Below are 20,410 nucleotides of genomic sequence, written 5' to 3'. Positions count from 1 at the left end.
TTTTTTTTGAATAGAGTGGCCCGGTGCTAAATGCCCGATCATAAAGGAAATGTTATGAACAAAGCTCAACTTGTCGATGCAATTGCCGCCAAAGCAGACCTGAGCAAAGGTCAGGCCAAAGTTGCTCTGGAAGAGATCATCAATGGTATTACCCAGAGCCTGAAAGAGGGCGATGCCGTTCAGTTGGTGGGTTTTGGTACCTTCAAGGTCAACCATCGCGCGGGCCGCACCGGTCGCAACCCGCAAACTGGTAAAGAGATCCAGATTGCAGCCGCCAATGTGCCGTCCTTTGTGGCAGGCAAGGCGCTGAAAGACGCCGTCAAGTAATCGCGTAAAGTAATCAAATGAAACCCGGCGCCTGCCGGGTTTTTTCTTGCCATCTTCGTTAAAATTTGTTTCAGATACACTCAGGATATGGCATGCGCTGTAGTGAGGTGGATATGGAACAGAAGAATGCCATCCGGCAGGTGGCCGTGCCCTGGGCACCCTCCCGCCAACTTCCCCCCGGCCTGGTTGTGGCCGAACTGCATCAGGATATCTGGAGTGACAATCTGACGGTTGTGTTGGGGCGTGCCCGCAGCATAGATCTGCCGCCGCAGCCGCTGTGCCGGGTCAGTTTCCGCCATATCTTCGCCGTGAGGGTGATGGAGGATTGCGATCTGGCGGAAGGGCGGGACAGCCACGTCATCGAGGAGCAGATCCAGCTGATCACCCCATCCCGCTTCGCCAGCTGGTTCCATCAGGAGTCCGATGGCCTGCACCTGGACGAGGACTTGCAGCACTATCGCATCTCGACCTGGGATTACTGCGCCGATGTGCTGACCTCTTCCCCTCCGGAATTGCAGTTTGTGGCGCTGGAGGAGTGAGCGGGCGCCACCATCCAGATAAAAAAGCCGGAACATCGCTGTTCCGGCTTTTTCTTGCCTGGGGGCCGACGGGGTCAGCCGAGCAACTGCTCCCTGTGCAGACCGAGCACTATCAGGAGCCCGAGCAGGTAGAAGGCGCTGAGCTTGATGCCGAGGATGGCCAGCATGCCGGCACAGAGGCGAACCAGCGCCTTGTGCAGCCAGGAACCGGTGAAGCGATACATGTTTACTCCACCGATTCGGTCGGGGCGAATTCGGGCACCTTGGCCATGGCGTCCAGCACCACTTGGATACCTGCCCCGGGTTTGCAGGCGTTCTCGCTCAGGTGGCGGCGCCAGGCACGGGCCCCCTGCATGTTCTGGAACAGGCCCAGCATGTGACGGGTCATGTGGGAGAGGTAGTTGCCCTTGGCCAGCTCCTGTTCCATGTAGGGCAGCATCATGCGCACCACCTCGTGGCGGCTCGGCACCTCGCCCCCCAGACCGAATATCCGACTGTCGACTTCGGCCAGGATATAGGGGTTCTGGTACGCCTCGCGCCCCATCATGACCCCGTCCACCTGTTGCAGGTGCTCCAGGGTCTGTTCGAGGGAGTTGACCCCGCCGTTGAGGGCTATGGTCAGCTCGGGATAGTCCTGCTTGATCCTATAGACGCGCGGGTAGTCCAGCGGCGGGATCTCGCGGTTCTCTTTCGGGCTCAGGCCGCTCAGCCAGGCCTTGCGGGCGTGGACGATGAAGGTCTCGCAGCCGGCATCGCGCACCTGCTCGATGAAGGCCTGCAAGAATTCGTAGGAGTCCTGATCATCGATGCCGATGCGGGTCTTCACTGTCACCGGAATGCCCACCACATCGCGCATCGCCTTGACGCAGTCGGCCACCAGGGCGGGCTCCCCCATCAGACAGGCGCCGAAACGGCCGTTCTGGACGCGATCGGAGGGGCAGCCCACGTTGAGGTTGATCTCGTCATAGCCGCGCTCCTCGGCCAGCTTGGCACAACGGGCCAGGTCCGCCGGATTGCTGCCACCCAGCTGCAGGGCGAGGGGATGTTCCTGCTCGCTGTAACCCAGATAGTCCCCTTTGCCATGGATGATGGCGCCCGTGGTCACCATCTCGGTATAGAGCAGTGTCTGGCGGGTCATCAGACGGTGGAAATAACGGCAATGCCGATCGGTCCAGTCCAGCATGGGGGCGATGGAGAAGCGCTGCGCCTGCATAAAAATCATCCGGGTTGGCAAAATAAGGGGCCGGATTCTACCACAAGGTGAGACGGCCTCAGAAAATGAATTTTGTCGCCGCGCACAGGGGGCCCTGTGATAGTATCCGGCTAATTGACAGGGTATCTGCGTGATCATGAATCAAGACCTACTTCTACAACGAGCGGAACGTCTCTGCGACCAGCGGGGGATCCGTTTCACCCCGACCCGGCGCCAGGTGTTCCGGCTGCTTGCCGCCCATGGCAATGCCATCAGCGCCTACGATCTGCTGGCCCAGTTGCAGCAGACCGAGGCACATGCCAAACCCCCCACCGTCTACCGGGCGCTCGACTTTCTGCTCGAGCAGGGGTTTGCCCACAAGGTGGAGTCGCTCAACGCCTTCATCTTCTGCTGCCACTTTGACCATGCCCATCCCATGCAGCTGCTGATCTGCGATCGCTGCAAGGAGGTGGTGGAGCTGCACGATCCGGCCATCGACAGCGCCTTTTCCGAGCAGGCTCACCAGCATGGTTTTACTATTACCAACAAGACCATAGAGGCCCATGGTCAATGTGCTCGTTGCTCTGACACCCTAGGAAGTGAAGATGAAGGCTGATTTTGTAAACCCGTTCTTGCTCTCCCTGCTCAATGTGCTCTCTACCATGGCACAGCTGGAGCTCAAACCCGGCGCGCCCAAGCGCAAGACGGACGAGCTGGCGCGGGGGGATGTCTCCGGCCTCATCGGCATGGTGGGTCCGCAGACCCGGGGATCGCTCTCCATCAGCTTCGAGAAGGGGCTGGCGCTGGAGATCATGCGCCGCATGCTGGGGGAGGCACCGGCCACCATCAACGAAGAGGTGACCGACATGGTGGGCGAGATCACCAACATGGTGACCGGCGGCGCCAAGCGCATGCTGGGGGAGAAGGGCTATGAGTTCGACATGGCGACCCCCATCATAGTCTCCGGCCCCAATCACACCATCACCCACAGGGCTGACGGTGCCAAGATCATGATGCCGTTCGATTCCGAATACGGCCGTGCCACCATAGAGATCTGCTTCGAGTAACCGCCATGTGGACGATGCTGAAATGGACTGTCATCTGTGGGGTGCTGCTGCTTATCCTGTCGGATATCCAGATCAGCACTTCCCTCTACAAGTACGAAGACAACAGCGTGCAGATCAACTTCCCGCGCTGGCAGAGTGAGCAGCCCTGGGGCAGCCTGCGCTGGCATGCCGGCCAGGTCGAGAGCCACTGGTACGGCCTGGCCGGCAAGCCCAAGCCGGCATCCGTGCTCTGAGTACTAACCCGATTTGCCATGCACAGTTGCAAAAATGAAAGAGGCCAGCGAAAGCTGGCCTCTTTTTCATGTCGTTGGGATGAGGATCAGGCGGCTTCGGCGGCCAGCTTGTCACCACCGCGCACCAGGGTGCCCAGGCCGCAGGCCAGCAGGGTGGGCAGCAACCAGGCCAGGCCCTTGTCGAACAGCGGCAGGAAGGCGAACGCATCCATCTTCATGCCGGCGGCACCCAGACCATCCAGGCAGCCGAACAGGAAGGCAACCAGCAGCACGGAGCGGAACACCAGGCGGGGACGCCCGAAGTAACCCTTCAGGAAGGTGACCAGCACCAGGGCCACGGCCACCGGATAGATGGCGACCAGCACCGGGATGGAGAGGCTGATGAGCTGGCTCAGGCCGACGTTGGCCACCACGGCACAGACGACACCCAGCAGTACCACCAGCTTCTGGTAGCTCACGCCGGTGAGATTGTGGAAGAAGTCGGAGCAGGCGGAGATAAGGCCCACGGCCGTGGTGAAACAGGCCAGGGTGATGATGGCTGCCAGGATGAACTGACCCGGCTGACCGAACAGGCTCAGCACGTAGGCGTTGACGATGGCGCCGCCATTGCTGACGTCGGTGGCGACACCGGCCGCGGTGTTACCCAGCTGGAACAGGGAGACATAGACCACGGACAGGCCGATGGCGGAGATGATGCCGGCGATGGCCAGGTACTTGAACTGGCTCTGATAGTCGTGAATGCCTTTCTTGCGCAGCAGATCGACGATCAGGGCGCCGAACATCAGGGACGCCAGGGTATCCATGGTGTTGTAGCCTTCCAGGATCCCTTTCACCAGGGGGCTGTGCTGATAGTCGCCGGACGCGGCGGGCATGGTGCCCTGGGGGGCGACGAAGACGCCGACGGCCAGGGTCAGCAGCAGCAGCATCAGCACGGGGGTCAGGTATTTGCCGATGGCATCCATCAGCTTGCCCTGATTGAGGGAGACCAGGATGGCGATACCGAAGAAGACCACGGTGTAGGCGGCCAGACCGGATTGACCCATGTCGCCGAGGAAGGGCTTGAGACCAATCTCGTAGGCCACCAGGCCGGTACGGGGAGCGGCGAAGGCCGGGCCTATGATGATGTAGATGGCGACGGCCAGCGCGGTGGCAACGCCTGTGGGCAGCAACTTGGTCATGCCGGCCCAGCCGTTGCCGGCCTTGGCGACGGCGAGAATGGTGATGAGGGGCAGGCCCACGGCGGTCACCAGGAAGCCCAGCATGGCCAGGGAGAGGTGCTCACCCGCCATGTAACCGGCCAGGGGCGGGAAGATGATGTTGCCTGCGCCCAGATAGAAGGCGAAGGTCATGAAGCCCAATCCGAGTACATCGGACAATGTGAGTGATTTCGTCAAGTTCAACCTCGTCTGTCTTGTAAACTATTGCTTGTTATAGTTTTTTATTGGTCAGTGACCGGCGTTGTTCAGGGGTAAAAAAAAGGAGCCCCGCTGCTTTTTTCATCGCCACCAGTGGTTTGAGCTGGTCTTGAGCGGGCGCTCGTTTGCTAGTCAGCATAATGATGTGAAAAAATAGTTCAAGGCGAAATTTACATCTTCAAATAGAAGGGGTTGGTTAGTTGGATGTATCTGTCGGAATAGCCTCCGGCAGTAGAATGGATCACAATCTCACCCTGCTCACACCTGCTTAATCCTCTGCCAAGTAGCAATAAAACGCGATTTGCCTCTTTCCCCTCCCTGGTGATAACAGCTGTATAACAAAGGCTGTACAGATCATAATCTGCCGAGATGCATAAAATTTCATCTGCCATGGCGGTGGGCAGCACCAGCGCCAGCCGTCCATTCTGACTCAGCAGACGACGGCTTGCCGCCAGCAGCGCATGGGGATCGAGCGCGCCAGTGTGACGGGCTAGTGCCCTGGCCGGATCGCTAAATACCTGGCCTGCCACGAAATAGGGAGGGTTGGAGACGATGAGATCGTAAGGAGCCGCCTGATAATCCTGAATGGCGCTCTCTATGATGCTGACCCGGGGGGCCCAGGGGGAGGCTGCCACGTTATCCCTGGCCTGGTCCGCTGCATCCTTATCCAGCTCCACCCCGTCGATCCGGCAGTCGTTCGTGCTGCGCTGTGCCAGCATCAGGGCGATCAGGCCGCTGCCGGTGCCGATGTCGAGGATTCGGTGGGCGTTGTCGACCGACGCCCAGGCCCCCAGCAGGATGCCGTCGGTGCCCACCTTCATGGCACAGCGGTCATGGTCGATGTGAAATTGTTTGAAGGTAAAACCGCTGCTACGTCCCATCTGACCCTCGTTGCTCGTCTGCCATGGCGAAAATGGTCGGCGATTATAGCGGCTAAGCCACAGTCGCCATAGGAGCCGGCGGCATAATCGCCTATAATCAGCCGCTTCCTTAATGACCGAGTATTGCCATGAGCCAGTCCTTTGATGATTTCGACCTGAATCCAGCCCTCAACCGGGCCTTGGCCGAGATGGGTTTCACCCGCCCCACCACCATTCAGCAGATGGTGCTGGAGCCAGCCCTGGACGGCCGCGATATTCTGGCATCAGCTCCGACCGGTACCGGCAAGACAGCCGCCTTCCTGCTGCCCGCCATGCAGCACCTGCTGGACTTCCCGCGTCGCAAGCCGGGCCCGTGCCGCATGCTGATCCTGACTCCGACCCGCGAGCTGGCGCTGCAGGTCAGTGCCCATGCCAGGGCGCTGGCGGTGCATACCCACCTCAGCATCGAGACCATCATCGGCGGCGTCAGCCATGAAGAGCAGCTGCCTGCCCTGACCAAGACCACCGACATAGTGGTGGCCACCCCGGGTCGCCTGCTGGAGTACATAGAAAAGGAAGAGTTCGAGAGCCACGACATCGAGGTGCTGGTGCTGGATGAAGCGGACCGCATGCTGGACATGGGCTTCATCAAGGATGTGAACCGGATCGTGGCCGAGGCGCGCTACCGCAAGCACACCATGTTGTTCTCCGCCACCCTGGAAGGGGCCGGTCTCGAGAAGTTCGCGAGCGAGATCCTCAAAGATCCGGTGGAGCTGCATGCCGAGCCGCCCCGCAGCGAGCGCCGCCCCATCACCCAGTGGGTGCACCTGGCCGATGACGCCGCCCACAAGCTGGCGCTGCTGATCCACATTCTGAAGGATCCCCAGACCCAGAAGGCCATCGTCTTCGTCAAGACCCGCGAGCGGCTGGCGGAGCTCTCCGGCCAGTTGCAGGCGGCCGGTGTCTCCTGTGCCTGGATCCGTGGCGAGATGGAGCAGAGCAAGCGCGTCGAGTCGATCCGCAAGTTCCATGAAGGGGAGGTACCCTTCCTCATCGCCACCGATGTAGCCGCCCGGGGCATCGACCTGCCCAACGTCAGCCACGTCATCAACTACGACATGCCCTACGGCACCGACGTCTACGTCCACCGCATCGGCCGTACAGGCCGCGCCGGCAACCGTGGCTGTGCCATCAGTCTGGTAGAAGCCCACGACATGGCCATGGTCGCCAAGATAGAGCGCTACACCGAGGAGCGCCTCAAGCGCCGGGTGATCGATGAGCTGCGCCCACGACACAAGGAGGCGCGGGTGCCGGTGAAGAAGAAAAAGCCGAAGGATGGTAAGAAAAAGAGCGCCAAGAAGAAAAAGAAATAAGCTCATGCCTGCTGCAACGGCCATCCTCGGATGGCCGTTTTGCTGCCTGTCACCCGGGCCCGTGGAGATAAGCGCGCAGAAAAAAGCCGACGCATGAACGTCGGCCAACAAAAAGTGCTTACAACAGAGGATTCATAGGTTCAGACCCGGGGATCCCGAACTTGGTTCCCTCCATTTGTAATTAATTTTCAGCGCGCTTGAACATCAGGGTGCGATCGTCGGACTCTTCTGGCACGAAATAGTAGCCAGCCTCATTGAACCCGGTCAGCTGGGTCACCTCGGTCAGCCTGTGCTTGATGATGTGGCGGGCCATCATGCCGCGGGCCTTCTTGGCGTAGAAGCTGATGATCTTGAACTGGCCGTTTTTCTCGTCCTTGAACACCGGAGTCACTATGCGGCCCTTCAGGGCGCCCGGGCGAACCGACTTGAAGTATTCGTCAGACGCCAGATTGACCAGCACCTCGCTGCCCTGTGCGGCCAGCACCTTGTTCAGGTGCTCTGTGATGATGTCACCCCAGAACTGATAGAGATCCTTGCCGCGCTCGTTGTCGAGGCGGATCCCCATCTCCAGCCGGTAGGGCATCATCAGATCCAGCGGTCGCAACACCCCGTAGAGGCCGGACAGCATGCGCAGGTGCGCCTGGGCAAAGTCGAGGTCGGCCTCGCTGAAATCCTCAACGGCCAGACCGGTGTAGACGTCACCCTTGAAGGCCAGCAGCGCCTGGCGGGCATTGCTCGGGGTGAAATCCGGCTGCCACTGGGCAAAACGGGCGGCGTTGAGTCCCGCCAGCTTGTCGCTGATCTTCATCAGGCTGGCGATCTGATCCGGGGCCAGCTGCCTGGCCCTGTGGATCAGCCGGGCGGAGTGATCCAGCAGCTCGGGCAGGGTGAAACGGGAGGTCACCAGCGGCGACTCGTAATCCAGCGTCTTGGCCGGGGAAACCACAATCAGCATAACTGTCCTTTACTAGCGGTGACGCACGCCCCTCATTCATCCAGGGTCACGTTGTCGAGTGTGCCTGCACCCAGCTGCTCGCGACCCGACAGCTTGATCAGCAGTCGCAGGTCGTTGGCGGAGTCGGCATGGGCAAGGGCCTCACTGTAGCCAATTTGGCCGGCGCAGAACAGGGCGAACAGCGCCTGATCGAAGGTCTGCATGCCGAGTTCGCCGGATTTGATCATCACCTCCTTGAGCCTGTGCACCTCTCCCTTGCGGACTATGTCGGTGATGAGCGGGGTGTTGAGCAGTATCTCGAAGGCGGCGACACGGCGCTGCCCGTGAAGGGAGGGCAGCAGTTGCTGTGCGACTATGGCGCGCAGGTTGAAGGAGAGATCGAACAGGAACTGGCGATGCTTCTCCTGCGGCACCAGATGGAGGATGCGATCCAGCGCCTGGTTGGCATTGTTGGCGTGCAGGGTGGCGAGACAGAGGTGGCCCGTCTCGGCAAACTGGATGGCCAGCTCCATGGTCTCCTGGGTGCGGATCTCGCCGATGAGGATGACGTCCGGCGCCTGGCGCATGGAATTCTTGAGGGCCACGTTGAATGATTCGGTGTCTATCCCCACCTCCCGCTGGGTCACCAGGCAGCGCCCATGCTGGTGGACGAACTCCACCGGATCCTCCACCGTCAGTATGTGGCCGTCGCCGTGCTGGTTGCGGTAGCCTATCATGGCCGCCTGGGTGGTGGACTTGCCGGCCCCTGTGGCGCCGACGAACAGCACCAGGCCGCGCTTGGCCATGGCGACCTCCTGGAGTATGAGGGGCAGCGTCAGTTCCTCGAAGGTGGGAATGCGGGTCTCGATGCGGCGCAGCACCATGCCCGGCAGATCCTGCTGCCAGAAGGCGCTGACCCGAAATCGCCCCAGCCCCTCGCGGTGAATGGCGTAGTTGGCCTCCCGGGTGTGCAGGTAGCGCTCGAAGTGCGCCTCGTCCAGGCTCTCCCTGACCAGCGCCAGTGCCGCCTGCCTGTCCAGGGGCTTATCGCCGAGTGGTACCAGTCGTCCGTTGACCTTGAGGGTGGGGGGGGCATCGACCGTGATGAAGAGATCCGAGCCCTTTTGTTCAACCAGTGCAGCGAGCAGAACATCCATGTTCATAGCGACTCCTTGGGTGTGAAAACGTCTTAAATGCTGTTGGGATCGGCCGCCTTGGCCTTGGCGTCCAGGGCGGCAACCACGCCCCGGTTGACCAGCTGCTTGAGGCTCTGATCCATGGTCTGCATGCCGTGGGTCATCCCGGTCTGGATGATGGAGTAGAGCTGGGCGACCTTGTCTTCCCGGATCAGGTTTCGCACCGCCGGGATTCCCAGCATGATCTCGTGGGCCGCCACCCGGCCGCCGCCGATCCGCTTGAGCAGGGTCTGGGAGATGACAGCCCGCAGGGATTCGGAGAGCATGGAGCGCACCATGTCCTTCTCCGAGCCGGGGAAGACGTCGATAATACGGTCTATGGTTTTGGCTGCCGACGAGGTGTGCAGGGTGCCGAACACCAGATGGCCCGTCTCCGCCGCCGTCATGGCCAGGCGTATGGTCTCCAGATCGCGCATTTCCCCCACCAGTATGATGTCCGGATCTTCACGCAGGGCCGAGCGCAGGGCGTTGGCGAAACTCTTGGTATCGCGATGCACCTCGCGCTGGTTGACCAGGCAACGCTTGTTCTCGTGCACGAACTCGATGGGATCCTCGATGGTGAGGATGTGGTGGTGGAAGTTGTCATTGATGTAATCGACCATGGCCGCGAGCGTGGTGGACTTGCCCGAACCGGTCGGGCCCGTGACCAGCACCAGGCCGCGGGGAAACTCCGCTATCTTGCGAAACATCTCCGGCGCCCCCAGATCTTCCAGGGTCAGGACTGTGCTCGGTATGGTACGAAACACGGCGCCAGAGCCCCGGGACTGCTGGAAGGCGTTGACCCGGAAGCGCGCCATGCCGGGCACCTCGAAGGAGAAGTCCACCTCGAAATTCTCCTCCAGCTCCTTGCGCTGGTGGTCGTTCATGATGTCGTAGATGAGGGCGTGCACTTCACGGTGATCCAGGGCGGGCAAATTGATCTTGCGAACCTCCCCATCAACCCTGATCATCGGGGGAACCCCGGCCGAGAGGTGTAGATCCGAGGCCTTATGCTTTACACTGAAAGCCAATAACTCTGTGATATCCATAGATTTGTTATTCTCCCATCACAAGATCACGAACGAAATATGAGCCAGATTGCCCAGCACCTGCTTCAGGTAAAGGAACGTATTGTACAGGCCGCCAGGCGAGTTGGCCGTGGCGCCGATCATATCCAGCTGCTTGCGGTCAGCAAGACCAAACCGCTTGAAGACATCCAGGCCGCCTATGCCGCCGGTCAGCGCCGCTTTGGCGAATCCTATGCCCAGGAGGCCGCGCTCAAGATAGATACCCTGCGTGAGCAGGCGGCCTGCCAAGACATAGAGTGGCACTTTATCGGCCCGCTGCAATCGAACAAATCCAGGCTGGTGGCGGAGCGATTCGATTGGGTGCAAAGTGTCGATCGTGACAAACTCATCGAGCGCCTCAACAACCAGCGTCCAGCCGGGTTGGCACCGCTAAATGTCTGTCTGCAAATCAATATTAGCGGAGAGAGCAGCAAATCCGGTACGTCGGAGCAAGAGATTTTCCGGCTGGCCGCCCTGGTTGACCAGAGCGAGCGACTGGTGCTGCGTGGCCTGATGGCGATCCCGGAGCACACCAGCGACGAGGCGGTTCTGGCCGTGCAGATGCGGCGCATGCAGGCTCTGTTCACCGAGCTTGCGCAACAATACCCGAGCGTCGACACCCTTTCGATGGGCATGACCGAGGATCTCGAGGCCGCCGTCGCCCATGGCAGCACCATGGTCCGGGTCGGCACCGCCATCTTCGGGGCTCGTGACTATTCATGAGCAAGAGCCGGGGCGAGAAACACCCCGGCCGTGCTTTTTTTCAGGTAAACAGGCGCGTGTGATGCCGGTGTCAGCCCGCACAGGCTGGGTCGGCATCCGCTGCGATGTCAGTAACAGGAGTGTTTGATGCAACATAGAACCCTCGCCTTTATCGGGGCGGGAAACATGAGCCGCAGCATCATTGCCGGTCTGATCCAGGCCGGTTATCCGGCCGAGCGGATCACCGCCGCCAATCCCAGCCGGCCCAAGCTGGACGAGCTGGCTGACCAGTTCGGCATCCGCATCACCCAGAACAACGCCGAGGCGGCCCGTGAGGCCGAGGTCATAGTGCTGGCAGTCAAACCCCAGCTGATGGCGGCCATGCTGGAGGCGCTGGTGGCCGAGCTGGGCTCCCTCGAAGGCAAGCTGCTCGTCTCCATCGCCGCCGGCATCAAGGTCGAGCGGTTGCAGGAGATGGCGGGGGGACATGCCCGCATCATCCGCACCATGCCCAATACTCCTTCCCTGCTGGGATTGGGGATGACGGGCCTCTATGCCCCGACCGGCATAGCGCAGGCGGATCGCGACTTCGCCGAGCAGATGATGCAGGCCGTCGGCAAGACCCTCTGGGTCGCGCAGGAGAGCGGCATCAACGGCGTCATCGCCGCAGCGGGCAGTGCCCCGGCCTACTTCTTCCTGTTCATGCAGGGGATTGCCGAGGAGGCGGAAGCCATGGGCTTCACTCCCGAGCAGGCCCGTCTGCTGGTGCAGCAGACCGCCCTTGGCGCCGCCGCCATGGTGGAGCAGAACCCCGAGCTATCCCTGCAGGTCCTGCGCGAGCAGGTCACCAGCAAGGGCGGCACCACGGCCGAAGCCGTCAAGACATTCCAGGAGCAGGGGCTGAAGCCGCTGACCGCTCGTGCCATGCAGGCGGCCGTCACCCGGGCCGCCGAGATGGAAACCCTTTTCTGAACCTTTTGTAGCAAGGAGCCCGGATGAACACGGCTTACTTTTTGATTAACACGATTTTTGATCTCTACCTCATGGTGGTGCTGCTGCGAGTCTGGTTGCAGTGGGCCCGCGCCGATTTCTACAACCCCATGAGCCAGATGGTGGTCAAGGTGACCAATCCCCTGGTGATCCCGCTGCGCCGCATCATCCCCGGCTTCGGCGGGCTGGACATGGCCTCGGTGTTGCTGGCGCTCATCATCGCCTTCGCCAAGCTGGCGCTGCTCAAGAGCATGAACGTGCTGCTGACCGACTGGCTGACCCTCAGCCTGTTTGCCGTGCTTACCATTCTGAAGAAGACGGGCTCGATGATCTTCTGGGTGCTGCTGATCCGCGCCATCCTGAGCTGGGTCAGCCAGGGCCGCAACCCCATCGAGTACGTGATGCATCAGCTGACCGAGCCCTTCCTGGCCCCTATCCGCCGCATACTGCCGGCGCTGGGTGGCCTGGATCTCTCCGTGCTGGTCGCCTTCATCGCGCTGCAGGCCATAAACTATCTGTTGGGGGATCTGTTCGGTCAGCTGTGGTGGATGATCTGATGCCAGCCGTCCTGCTGGAAGGGGACGCACTGATACTGCATCTGATGATCCAGCCCAAGGCGAGCCGGGATCAGATCGTCGGCTTGCACGGGGACGAGCTGAAAGTGGCCATCACGGCGCCGCCGGTGGATGGTCAGGCGAACAGCCATCTGATCAAGTATCTGGCCAAGCAGTGCAAGGTGGCCAAGGGGCAGGTCCGCATAGTGCGGGGGGAGCTGGGACGGCACAAGACGGTCGCCATAGAGGCACCGAGGCAGATCCCCGCCGAGATCGCCGCCCTGCTGGAGAGTGGAACAGGAGAAGGATGACATCATGAAAACAGTCTGGATGAGCTGCCTGCTGGCGCTTTTGATGACGCTGCCGGTGCGGGCCGAGCAGATGAAGGAGCTGGGCCCCTGGCAGGTTCACTACAGCGCCTTCAACTCCAGCTTCCTCACCCCTGAGGTAGCCAAGGCCTATGGCCTGGAGCGCAGCCGCTACAACGGCATCGTCAACATTGCGGTGCAGAACAAGCAAGGGGTGGCTCAGGCGGTGGGCATCAGCGGCGAGGCCAAGAACCTCACCGGCACCATACGTACCCTGAGCTTCCAGGAGGTGAAGGAGGGTGACTCCATTTACTACCTGGCGGTGCTGCCCTACCGGAACGAGGACACCTACCAGTTCACCCTGAAGATCATGGGGGAGGGGCAGCAGCAGACGCTGACCTTCCAGCAGACCTTCTATGTCGACTAGCTGTCCGGATGCGATGAAAATGCCCCGAACCCACAGGTTCGGGGCATTTTTTTATCCGGCGAGAGCCTGCCTCCGTATCTAGCGGCTGGCCAGCGGGTAGGTGAACAGGGCCAGGTGGGCGAAGTTGAACAAAAAATGCAGCAGTATGGCGACGCTCAGGCGGCCACTCAATTGGAATGCCAGGCCATAACAGGCCCCCGCCAGGGCGGCAAACAGCACCAGCAGCGGACCACCGGCCAGGTGAGCGGCCCCGAACAGCAGGCTGGCAACCAGGAGGCCGAGCCAGGGCTTGCTGTGACTCGCCACCCCTTGCTGGATGAGGCCGCGAAACAGCGCCTCTTCCGCCACGCAGGTGAACACCAGGTTGTTGAACGCGAACAGCCACCACCAGTGGGGCAGCCCCACTTCGGGCTTGAGGGCCCCCAGTTGCCAGGCGGTGATCAGCAGGGCCGCCAGCGGCAGTATGAGCAGGACCAGCGGTCGCCAGCGCATAGTGCCACCCGGGCCGAGCAGGGCGGGCCAGGCCAGCAGCAGGCCGAAGAAGATGAGCGGCTTGTCCAGATTCAGGTAGAGGGTGAAGGGGACGCTGGCGGGGCCGGCCTGTACGCGATCCAGCACCTTGAGGTTGTCAAAGCCAGGCACCAGGTGCAGCGTCAGGGCCATGGCCCACAGCAGCACCAGCGTCAGTGCCACGCCACGCCAGGGTTGGTGCAGGCCGGGCGTGCGCCAGGCCAGCAAGAGACCGGCGAGGCTGACCAGCGCGGCGACGGGGCTGAGTCGTTCCAGCCAGAGGGCGGTCAGCAGGGCGACCCCCAGCAGGATCAGACCGCTCCTCTGCTGGCGGGCCAGGCAGAGCAGCACGGCCAGTCCCAGGGCGAGCCAGATGAGGGTGTCAGGGAGTGGTAACATTGAGTCTCCTTGTGGGTTCCAAGGGGCGCACCTTAACCAGCCTCTGTCTCTCGCACAAGGCGCAATGGACTGGTCGGAGCCCTGGCGTGCTCCTTCTTGCCGATGGTCCTGGCCAGCCTGGACAATAAAAAAGCCGGAGCAAAGGCTCCGGCTTTGGGGTAGATGGTGGCCCGGATGAAGGGGCCCAAGCCAGATTAACGGCCGGATTCGGCGATGACGCGGGCTATGATGTCGGCGCGTTTGGTCGCTTCCAGCTCGCCCAGGGCGATGAGGCCAGCCTTGAAGATGACGTTCTTCGGCAGGCTGACGTCGTCCAGGGTGGTGATGGCTTCGACGTGCAGGCCGTTCAGGCGGCTGGCATCGCGCGGGCTCAGGTTGACCTGGGTATTCATCACCTGCTTGCCTTTCTTCTTGGCAGGCACGGCGGCTTTCTGGCTGGATTCCTGTTCTTCGTCTTCCGGCAGTTCGTCATCAAAATCGTAAATGGACATAGTCAATCCTGTTGGGTTGCAAGGGGCATGCTCGCCCGAAATGTGGGTATTCAGCCCATATCCTCGTTGCGGATAAAGGCGCGCCAGGAGCCGAGCACCTGGGCAAAGTCTTCCAGTCCGCACATGGCCAGCTGCTCATCATCGTAGTAGGCGAGATCGTCAAGATCCTCATCCAGCTCGATATTGAGGACGTTGGCTTTCACCTCGGCCTCCTCAGGGGTGAGCAGCAGCGAATAGTCACCGCCGTGACGCCTGTACTCCGTACGGGTTCGATTGGAGAGCTGGTCGATGATGGAGAAGAGCTCGTCGAGGGTCTCCTCATCCTTGCCAACTTCATCGATCAGCCACTGACCTATGGCCTCATGGCCCATGGAGAACCGGGCGCGATAGCCACCGAACGGGTCGCGGCGAAATTCATAGTCCATAGCGGAGTCCCTATCGGAAGGGTGGAGCCACCACAACACGGAGCGGCGTGACGCCGGATCCATGATCCAGGGTGGGGCACAGATAGCGTAAAGTGGCCTATTCTAGCGATCCCCCCCGCGCTTGTCTTGATGATGTGGGATCTTTAACGGGTCTGTCCCCCCGAACCAGACCACCCGGGGGCCCTGTCAACGAATGGTATGGAGAGGCAATGCAGCTCAATGACACCCTTGCTCGTCAGATAGTGAGCCGGGCGATGAAGATACTGTCGTTCTCGGTGAACGTGATGGACGAAAGGGGCCTTATCATCGCCTCCGGAAACCCTCTGCCATCTATCCGGAGATGTTATGCAGCTCAATGACACCCTTGCCCGTCAGATAGTGAGCCGGGCGATGAAGATACTGTCGTTCTCTGTCAACGTGATGGACGAGCGCGGCCTCATCATCGCCTCCGGCAACCCGGAGCGGCTCCATCAACGTCACGAGGGGGCCGTGCTGGCGCTGACCGAGAATCGGGTGGTGGAAATAAGCGAAGCGACCGCCCAGCAGCTCAAGGGGGTGAGGCCCGGCATCAACCTGCCCATCGCCTATCAGGGGGAGTTGCTCGGGGTCATCGGCATCTCGGGGGATCCGGAGGAAGTGCGTGCTTACGCCGAGCTGGTGCGGATGACGGCCGAGCTCATTCTGGAGCAGGCGGCGCTCACCGAGCAGTTGCAGTGGGACAAGCGTCACAAGGAGGAGCTGGTGCTGCAGCTCATCCGCGGCGAGGGGCGGGCCGATCAGTTGCTGCAGGCGGCCCGCTTCCTCGATCTCGATCTGGCCCAGCCTCGCGTCGTCGCCGTGCTGGCGCTGGAGGAGGCCGATCCCGCCCGGCTGCGGGAGCTGGTGCACTTGCTGGAGAATCCGGAGCGGGACAATCTGGTGGCCATCAACGGCCTGGACGAGATAGTGGTGCTCAAGCCGGCCCAGCTTAGCGACGGCATCTGGCAATCGGCGCAGGAGCGCAACCGCATCAAGCAGCTGCTGGCCCGCATACCCCATTTCAAGGTGCGCATCGGGGTGGGTGATTACTTCGGCGGGACGGGCGGGTTGGCGCGCTCCTACCAGACCGCCCGCGACACCCTGCGCCGCGGCATGAGCCAGGCACCGCGCAAGCAGGTCTACTTCTTCGAGGATTACCGCCTGCCGGTGCTGCTCGGGAGCCTGGCGGACTCCTGGCAGGCGGATCAGCTGCGGGCCCCCCTGCTCAAGCTGGCAAAGGAGGATGCAAAGGGAACGCTGCAAAAGACACTGCGCCAATATTTCTTGCAGGATTGTGATCTGCATCCCTGTGCCGAAACGCTCTTCATCCACCCCAATACCCTGCGTTACCGACTGACCCGGATAGAGCAGATAACTGGCTTAAATTTCAACAAGTTAGATGACAAGTTTCTGCTTTATCTCGGGCTTAATCTCGACGGCTGATTTGTTCATATGAACAAAATAGAAGGCTCCTGAAGCACAAGCTTTGGCTTTTCAGCCAAAGCATTCCGGGTGGGGATCACCATAATGGCCACCACTTACTTCCACTCAAGGTGCCCGTCATGATCCCTGTATCCGCGCTCGGTGCTCTCGCTGCGCTCTCCATCGCCATCTTCCTCATTCTGAAGAAGGTGCCGCCCGCCTACGGCATGATAGTCGGTGCCCTGGCCGGTGGCCTGATCGGCGGCGCCGACCTGACCCAGACCGTCGCCCTGATGATCGGCGGCGCCCAGGGGATCACCACGGCCGTGATGCGGATCCTGGCGGCCGGTGTGCTGGCAGGCGTCTTGATCGAATCGGGGGCCGCCACCACCATCGCCGAGACCATAGTCCGCAAGCTCGGCGAGACCCGTGCCCTGCTGGCCCTGGCGCTGGCCACCCTGATCCTGACCGCGGTCGGCGTCTTCGTGGACGTGGCCGTCATCACTGTCGCCCCCATAGCGCTCGCCATCGCCCGTCGCGCCGATCTCTCCAAGGCCGCCATACTGCTGGCCATGATAGGGGGCGGCAAGGCGGGCAACGTCATGTCCCCCAACCCGAATGCCATAGCCGCGTCCGACGCCTTCCATCTGCCCCTCACCTCTGTGATGGCGGCTGGCATCATCCCGGGCCTGTTCGGTCTGGTGATGGCCTACTGGCTCGCCAAGCGCCTCAACAAACGGGGCAGCAAGGTCGCGGCCGACGAGGTGGTGAACTTTGACGGTGGCAAGCTGCCCGGCTTCTTCGCCGCCATCAGCGCCCCCCTGGTCGCCATACTGCTGCTGGCCCTGCGCCCGGTGGCCGGCATAGTCGTGGATCCCCTCATCGCCCTGCCCCTCGGCGGCCTGGTCGGCGCCCTGATGATGGGCAAGTTCAGCAAGGTGAACCAGTTTGCGGTCTCGGGTCTGGCCCGCATGGCACCGGTGGCCATCATGCTGCTAGGGACCGGTACCCTGGCGGGCATCATAGCCAACTCGGGTCTGAAGGATGTGCTGATCAGCGGCCTGACCGCCTCCGGCTTGCCCTCCTACCTGCTGGCCCCCATCTCAGGTGCCCTGATGTCGCTCGCGACCGCCTCGACCACGGCCGGCACTGTGGTGGCCTCCAACGTGTTCAGCTCCACCCTGATTGAACTTGGGATCAGCAGTCTGGCGGGGGCCGCCATGATCCATGCCGGTGCCACCGTATTTGACCACATGCCCCACGGCTCCTTCTTCCATGCCACCGGTGGCAGCGTCCACATGGGTGTGGGTGAGCGCCTCAAGCTCATCCCGTACGAAACCGCGGTCGGTCTGACCATTGCAACTGTCTCCACCCTGATGTTTGGCGTGTTTGGCCTCGCCTAAGGAATTGATATGAAAATTGTTATTGCCCCCGATTCATTCAAGGAGAGTCTGAGCGCCATGGCGGTGGCCGATGCTATCGAGGCCGGTTTCAAGCTGGTGCTGCCGGATGCCACCTATGTCAAATTGCCCATGGCCGATGGCGGCGAGGGCACTGTGCAGTCCCTGGTGGATGCCACAGGTGGTCACATACTGCCGGTCGAGGTGACCGCGCCCCTTGGCAACAAGGTGCAGGGTTTCGTCGGCCTGCTGGGTGATGGCAAGCGTGCCGTCATCGAGATGGCGGCGGCCTCCGGTATCCATCTGGTGGCACCGGAGCAGCGCAATCCGCTGCTCACCTCCAGCTTCGGCACTGGCGAGCTGATCCTGGCCGCGCTGGAGATGGGGGTCACTCACCTCATCCTCGGCATCGGTGGCAGTGCCACCAACGACGGTGGTGCCGGCATGATCCAGGCGCTCGGCGGCAAGCTCTTGAAAGAAGATGGCACCCCCATAGCCCTGGGCGGTGCTGGTCTCGCCGAGCTTGCCACCATAGACCTGAGCGGGCTGGACCCCCGCCTGAGCGAGCTGGTCATCGAGGTGGCCTGCGATGTGAACAACCCGCTGTGCGGCCCGAAAGGTGCCTCCGCCGTGTTCGGCCCGCAGAAGGGGGCGACCCCCGAGATGGTGGCCCAGCTGGACGCCAATCTGGCCCACTACGCCGACTGCATCGAGCAGGCCCTCGGCAAGCAGGTGAAGGAACTGCCGGGGGCGGGCGCCGCTGGTGGCATGGGCGCTGCCCTGGTCGGCCTGCTCGGGGCCGAGCTCAAGCCCGGCATCCAGATAGTGATCGAAGCCTTGAAGCTGGCCGATGAAGTAGCCGACGCGGATCTTGTCATCACAGGGGAAGGGCGCATCGACAGCCAGACCATCCACGGCAAGACGCCAATCGGTGTCGCACGCTGCGCCAAGCAGTTTGGCAAACCGGTGATCGGCATCGCCGGCTGCCTCACCGACGATTGCGGCGTGGTCCATGACCATGGCATCGACGCCGTGTTCGCCGTGGTCAACCGGGCCATGTCCCTGCCGGAGGCGATCGCAACCGCCACCACCAACCTGCAGCTCACGGCCCGCAACGTCGCCGCCCTCTATCTGCTGCGTCGTTAACCCTCTTCTGGCCGGTGCCCGTCACCGGCCACACCCAGCCCCGTGTAGCGGATGTGGTTGCTCGCCTGAGGGCGGACCCTCTGACGCACCTTGCCGATCCCAGGATCGGCTTTTTTATTATCCTGCTGTCTTTTATATGGTTTTTGTATTCTGCCAGGGGCCTTTGCGGCATAGTGATCCCCCATAGTACAAGGAGCAACCCATGATCTTGCTGACCCTGGGGGTACTGCTATTTACCCTTATCCATCTCTATCCCTGCTTCGCCGCGGCGCACCGTGCCCGCCTGCGCGATCGGTTGGGGGAGAACCGTTACAAGGGACTCTTCTCGCTGCTGGTGTTCGTCGCCATCGGCTGCATCCTCGCTGGCTGGCGCAGCGCCAGCCCCATGCCGCTCTATTTCCTGCCTGCCTGGGGGCCCATGCTGGTGATGGCGGCCATGCCGATCGCGCTGATCCTGCTGTGCGCCGGCCAGGGGCCCAACCACCTGAGGCGTTGGCTGGTACACCCCCAACTGCTCGGCACCCTGCTCTGGGCCTGTGCCCATCTGGCGGTCAACAGCGAGGCACGCTCCCTGGTATTGTTCGGGGGGCTAGGCGCCTGGGCGCTGGTCAGCATCGTCTGGATTTCGGTGCGGGACTGGCGCACCAAGCCGAGGCCAGCGGCCACCTGGCAGGGGACGGGGATCAGCGTGGGCGCCGGTCTGGTACTCACGGCCCTGCTCATCTTCTGGGGCCACGGCTGGTTGACCGGGATCCCGCTGTACTGATCCCTGAACCTTGTTCGGGGATCTCGCGTATGATGGAGAAAACCCGAGGAGTCACGTCAATGAAATGGTTCACCCTGCTGCTGTTGCTCGGATCTGGCGCGGCATCTGCCGCCTGTCCCAATTACTTCAATGTGGAGATGCGGGAGCTCAACAATACCCAGCGCCACAACCTCTGCCAGCTGACCGAGGGCAAGGTGGTGCTGGTGGTCAATACAGCTTCTTATTGTGGTTACAGCGGCCAGTTCCGGGATCTGGAGGCGCTCTATCAGAGCTACAAGGACAAGGGCTTGATGGTGCTGGGGTTCCCCTCCAACGACTTCTGGCAGGAGGCGGGCAATGAGAACAAGACCGCCGAGGTGTGCCGCCGGGATTACGGTGTGACCTTCCCCATGTTCAACCGGGTCTCGGTGCGTGGCGCCGATGCGGTGCCCCTGTTCAAGGGGCTGGCGGCCGCCGCCGATGGGGATGCACCCAACTGGAACTTCCACAAATACCTGGTGGGCCGCGATGGCAAGCTGATTGCGAGCTATGGTGCCAATCAGAATCCGGCCGATGAACCTCTCAAGGAGCAGTTGATCCAGGCGCTGGGACGCTGACCCTACCCCCTGGCGGGCGGCTCTGGAATAATGGGGGCCCGCCACCCACTCTGGTTACCCCGTGCTGCAACGTC

The 20,410-nt window shown here is 61.8% G+C and carries 27 protein-coding genes; 17 read left to right on the top strand and 10 right to left on the bottom strand.

The window, feature by feature from the left end:
- The first annotated feature begins 54 nt into the window (after window positions 1–54).
- Window positions 55–327 carry a nucleoid-associated protein HU-alpha gene (gene hupA / locus G4923_RS04165; RefSeq protein WP_163135632.1) on the top strand — a complete coding sequence of 91 codons (273 nt, stop codon included), beginning with the start codon at window positions 55–57 and terminating at the stop codon, window positions 325–327.
- Window positions 328–440: 113 nt separating this feature from the next.
- Entirely contained in the window at window positions 441–866 is a 426-nt protein-coding gene (locus G4923_RS04160; protein WP_106887789.1) for a hypothetical protein, read from the top strand.
- A 74-nt stretch (window positions 867–940) separates the two neighbouring features.
- On the opposite strand, the gene G4923_RS04155 is transcribed toward G4923_RS04160, so the two are convergent.
- Window positions 941–1,090 carry a hypothetical protein gene (locus tag G4923_RS04155; RefSeq protein ID WP_106885023.1) on the bottom strand — a complete coding sequence of 50 codons (150 nt, stop codon included), beginning with the start codon at window positions 1,088–1,090 and terminating at the stop codon, window positions 941–943.
- A gap of 2 nt (window positions 1,091–1,092) precedes the next feature.
- Window positions 1,093–2,079, bottom strand: a complete 987-nt coding sequence (dusA, locus tag G4923_RS04150) for a tRNA dihydrouridine(20/20a) synthase DusA (protein WP_163135630.1) — start codon at window positions 2,077–2,079, stop codon at window positions 1,093–1,095.
- A gap of 136 nt (window positions 2,080–2,215) precedes the next feature.
- Here dusA and zur point away from each other — a divergent pair, with 136 nt between their 5' ends.
- The 3 genes from zur to G4923_RS04135 are packed head-to-tail and all read left to right on the top strand — an operon-like array spanning window position 2,216 to window position 3,358.
- Complete coding sequence (gene zur / locus G4923_RS04145; protein WP_025325656.1) at window positions 2,216–2,674, top strand: zinc uptake transcriptional repressor Zur; 459 nt, start codon at window positions 2,216–2,218, stop codon at window positions 2,672–2,674.
- The gene (locus tag G4923_RS04140; protein ID WP_025325657.1) at window positions 2,664–3,125 is read left to right on the top strand and encodes a chemotaxis protein CheX; all 462 of its coding nucleotides are present in this window, start codon (window positions 2,664–2,666) and stop codon (window positions 3,123–3,125) included. The genes zur and G4923_RS04140 overlap by 11 nt, the downstream gene beginning before the upstream one ends.
- A gap of 5 nt (window positions 3,126–3,130) precedes the next feature.
- Window positions 3,131–3,358, top strand: coding sequence for a hypothetical protein (locus G4923_RS04135; protein WP_163135628.1), 228 nt, complete (start codon window positions 3,131–3,133; stop codon window positions 3,356–3,358).
- 86 nt (window positions 3,359–3,444) lie between these two features.
- Here the strand turns inward: G4923_RS04135 and brnQ are convergent, their stop codons facing one another.
- Entirely contained in the window at window positions 3,445–4,752 is a 1,308-nt protein-coding gene (gene brnQ / locus G4923_RS04130) for a branched-chain amino acid transport system II carrier protein (RefSeq protein WP_163135625.1), read from the bottom strand.
- Window positions 4,753–4,943: 191 nt separating this feature from the next.
- Window positions 4,944–5,654 (bottom strand): tRNA1(Val) (adenine(37)-N6)-methyltransferase, encoded by a 711-nt coding sequence (locus G4923_RS04125; protein ID WP_163135623.1) that lies wholly within the window; start codon window positions 5,652–5,654, stop codon window positions 4,944–4,946.
- Window positions 5,655–5,782: 128 nt separating this feature from the next.
- Here G4923_RS04125 and srmB point away from each other — a divergent pair, with 128 nt between their 5' ends.
- Window positions 5,783–7,006 (top strand): ATP-dependent RNA helicase SrmB, encoded by a 1,224-nt coding sequence (gene srmB, locus G4923_RS04120; protein ID WP_106885020.1) that lies wholly within the window; start codon window positions 5,783–5,785, stop codon window positions 7,004–7,006.
- 181 nt (window positions 7,007–7,187) lie between these two features.
- Here the strand turns inward: srmB and yaaA are convergent, their stop codons facing one another.
- Genes yaaA through tapT form a run of 3 tightly spaced genes read right to left on the bottom strand, consistent with a single transcriptional unit; the run spans window position 7,188 to window position 10,164 of the window.
- A complete protein-coding gene (yaaA, locus tag G4923_RS04115; RefSeq protein WP_025325662.1) occupies window positions 7,188–7,961 on the bottom strand; it encodes a peroxide stress protein YaaA in 774 nt (257 codons plus the stop codon).
- A 32-nt stretch (window positions 7,962–7,993) separates the two neighbouring features.
- Window positions 7,994–9,103 carry a PilT/PilU family type 4a pilus ATPase gene (locus G4923_RS04110; protein WP_163135621.1) on the bottom strand — a complete coding sequence of 370 codons (1,110 nt, stop codon included), beginning with the start codon at window positions 9,101–9,103 and terminating at the stop codon, window positions 7,994–7,996.
- Window positions 9,104–9,129: 26 nt separating this feature from the next.
- The gene (gene tapT / locus G4923_RS04105) at window positions 9,130–10,164 is read right to left on the bottom strand and encodes a type IVa pilus ATPase TapT (RefSeq protein WP_111912129.1); all 1,035 of its coding nucleotides are present in this window, start codon (window positions 10,162–10,164) and stop codon (window positions 9,130–9,132) included.
- Window positions 10,165–10,203: 39 nt separating this feature from the next.
- Between tapT and G4923_RS04100 the strand changes: the two genes are divergently transcribed.
- The 5 genes from G4923_RS04100 to G4923_RS04080 all read left to right on the top strand — a co-directional run bounded on the left by G4923_RS04100 (window position 10,204) and on the right by G4923_RS04080 (window position 13,163).
- Window positions 10,204–10,905: a YggS family pyridoxal phosphate-dependent enzyme gene (locus G4923_RS04100; RefSeq protein ID WP_163135619.1), complete on the top strand. Its 702-nt coding sequence runs from the start codon at window positions 10,204–10,206 to the stop codon at window positions 10,903–10,905.
- A gap of 126 nt (window positions 10,906–11,031) precedes the next feature.
- Window positions 11,032–11,856 carry a pyrroline-5-carboxylate reductase gene (gene proC, locus G4923_RS04095; protein WP_163135617.1) on the top strand — a complete coding sequence of 275 codons (825 nt, stop codon included), beginning with the start codon at window positions 11,032–11,034 and terminating at the stop codon, window positions 11,854–11,856.
- Window positions 11,857–11,879: 23 nt separating this feature from the next.
- A complete protein-coding gene (locus tag G4923_RS04090) occupies window positions 11,880–12,431 on the top strand; it encodes a YggT family protein (protein WP_025325667.1) in 552 nt (183 codons plus the stop codon).
- Window positions 12,431–12,739, top strand: coding sequence for a DUF167 family protein YggU (yggU, locus tag G4923_RS04085; RefSeq protein ID WP_111912133.1), 309 nt, complete (start codon window positions 12,431–12,433; stop codon window positions 12,737–12,739). Before G4923_RS04090 ends, yggU begins: the two co-directional genes overlap by 1 nt.
- A gap of 4 nt (window positions 12,740–12,743) precedes the next feature.
- The gene (locus tag G4923_RS04080; protein WP_025325669.1) at window positions 12,744–13,163 is read left to right on the top strand and encodes a DUF4426 domain-containing protein; all 420 of its coding nucleotides are present in this window, start codon (window positions 12,744–12,746) and stop codon (window positions 13,161–13,163) included.
- A 78-nt stretch (window positions 13,164–13,241) separates the two neighbouring features.
- On the opposite strand, the gene G4923_RS04075 is transcribed toward G4923_RS04080, so the two are convergent.
- The 3 genes from G4923_RS04075 to G4923_RS04065 form a co-directional block, all read right to left on the bottom strand.
- A complete protein-coding gene (locus G4923_RS04075; protein ID WP_163135615.1) occupies window positions 13,242–14,072 on the bottom strand; it encodes a CPBP family intramembrane glutamic endopeptidase in 831 nt (276 codons plus the stop codon).
- Between the two features lie 194 nt (window positions 14,073–14,266).
- Window positions 14,267–14,563 (bottom strand): hypothetical protein, encoded by a 297-nt coding sequence (locus G4923_RS04070; RefSeq protein ID WP_005332293.1) that lies wholly within the window; start codon window positions 14,561–14,563, stop codon window positions 14,267–14,269.
- A 50-nt stretch (window positions 14,564–14,613) separates the two neighbouring features.
- Entirely contained in the window at window positions 14,614–14,988 is a 375-nt protein-coding gene (locus G4923_RS04065) for a YacL family protein (protein WP_025325672.1), read from the bottom strand.
- A gap of 209 nt (window positions 14,989–15,197) precedes the next feature.
- Here G4923_RS04065 and G4923_RS04060 point away from each other — a divergent pair, with 209 nt between their 5' ends.
- From G4923_RS04060 to G4923_RS04035, 6 genes are all read left to right on the top strand, one after another.
- Window positions 15,198–15,347: a sugar diacid recognition domain-containing protein gene (locus G4923_RS04060; RefSeq protein WP_371160489.1), complete on the top strand. Its 150-nt coding sequence runs from the start codon at window positions 15,198–15,200 to the stop codon at window positions 15,345–15,347.
- Window positions 15,334–16,449 (top strand): sugar diacid recognition domain-containing protein, encoded by a 1,116-nt coding sequence (locus G4923_RS04055; RefSeq protein WP_163135613.1) that lies wholly within the window; start codon window positions 15,334–15,336, stop codon window positions 16,447–16,449. Before G4923_RS04060 ends, G4923_RS04055 begins: the two co-directional genes overlap by 14 nt.
- Window positions 16,450–16,568: 119 nt before the next feature.
- On the top strand, window positions 16,569–17,831 hold the full coding sequence (locus tag G4923_RS04050; RefSeq protein WP_025325674.1) for a GntP family permease: 1,263 nt from the start codon (window positions 16,569–16,571) through the stop codon (window positions 17,829–17,831).
- A gap of 9 nt (window positions 17,832–17,840) precedes the next feature.
- The gene (locus G4923_RS04045) at window positions 17,841–18,974 is read left to right on the top strand and encodes a glycerate kinase (protein WP_163135611.1); all 1,134 of its coding nucleotides are present in this window, start codon (window positions 17,841–17,843) and stop codon (window positions 18,972–18,974) included.
- A gap of 202 nt (window positions 18,975–19,176) precedes the next feature.
- Window positions 19,177–19,740, top strand: coding sequence for an NnrU family protein (locus G4923_RS04040; RefSeq protein ID WP_163135610.1), 564 nt, complete (start codon window positions 19,177–19,179; stop codon window positions 19,738–19,740).
- Between the two features lie 59 nt (window positions 19,741–19,799).
- Window positions 19,800–20,336, top strand: a complete 537-nt coding sequence (locus tag G4923_RS04035) for a glutathione peroxidase (protein ID WP_163135608.1) — start codon at window positions 19,800–19,802, stop codon at window positions 20,334–20,336.
- Window positions 20,337–20,410 lie beyond the last annotated feature (74 nt).

It is taken from the genome of Aeromonas rivipollensis (assembly GCF_010974825.1).
GTDB lineage: Bacteria > Pseudomonadota > Gammaproteobacteria > Enterobacterales > Aeromonadaceae > Aeromonas > Aeromonas rivipollensis.
Note: the sequence above shows the minus strand (reverse complement) of the source record. Positions and strands in the feature narration are given on the sequence as shown.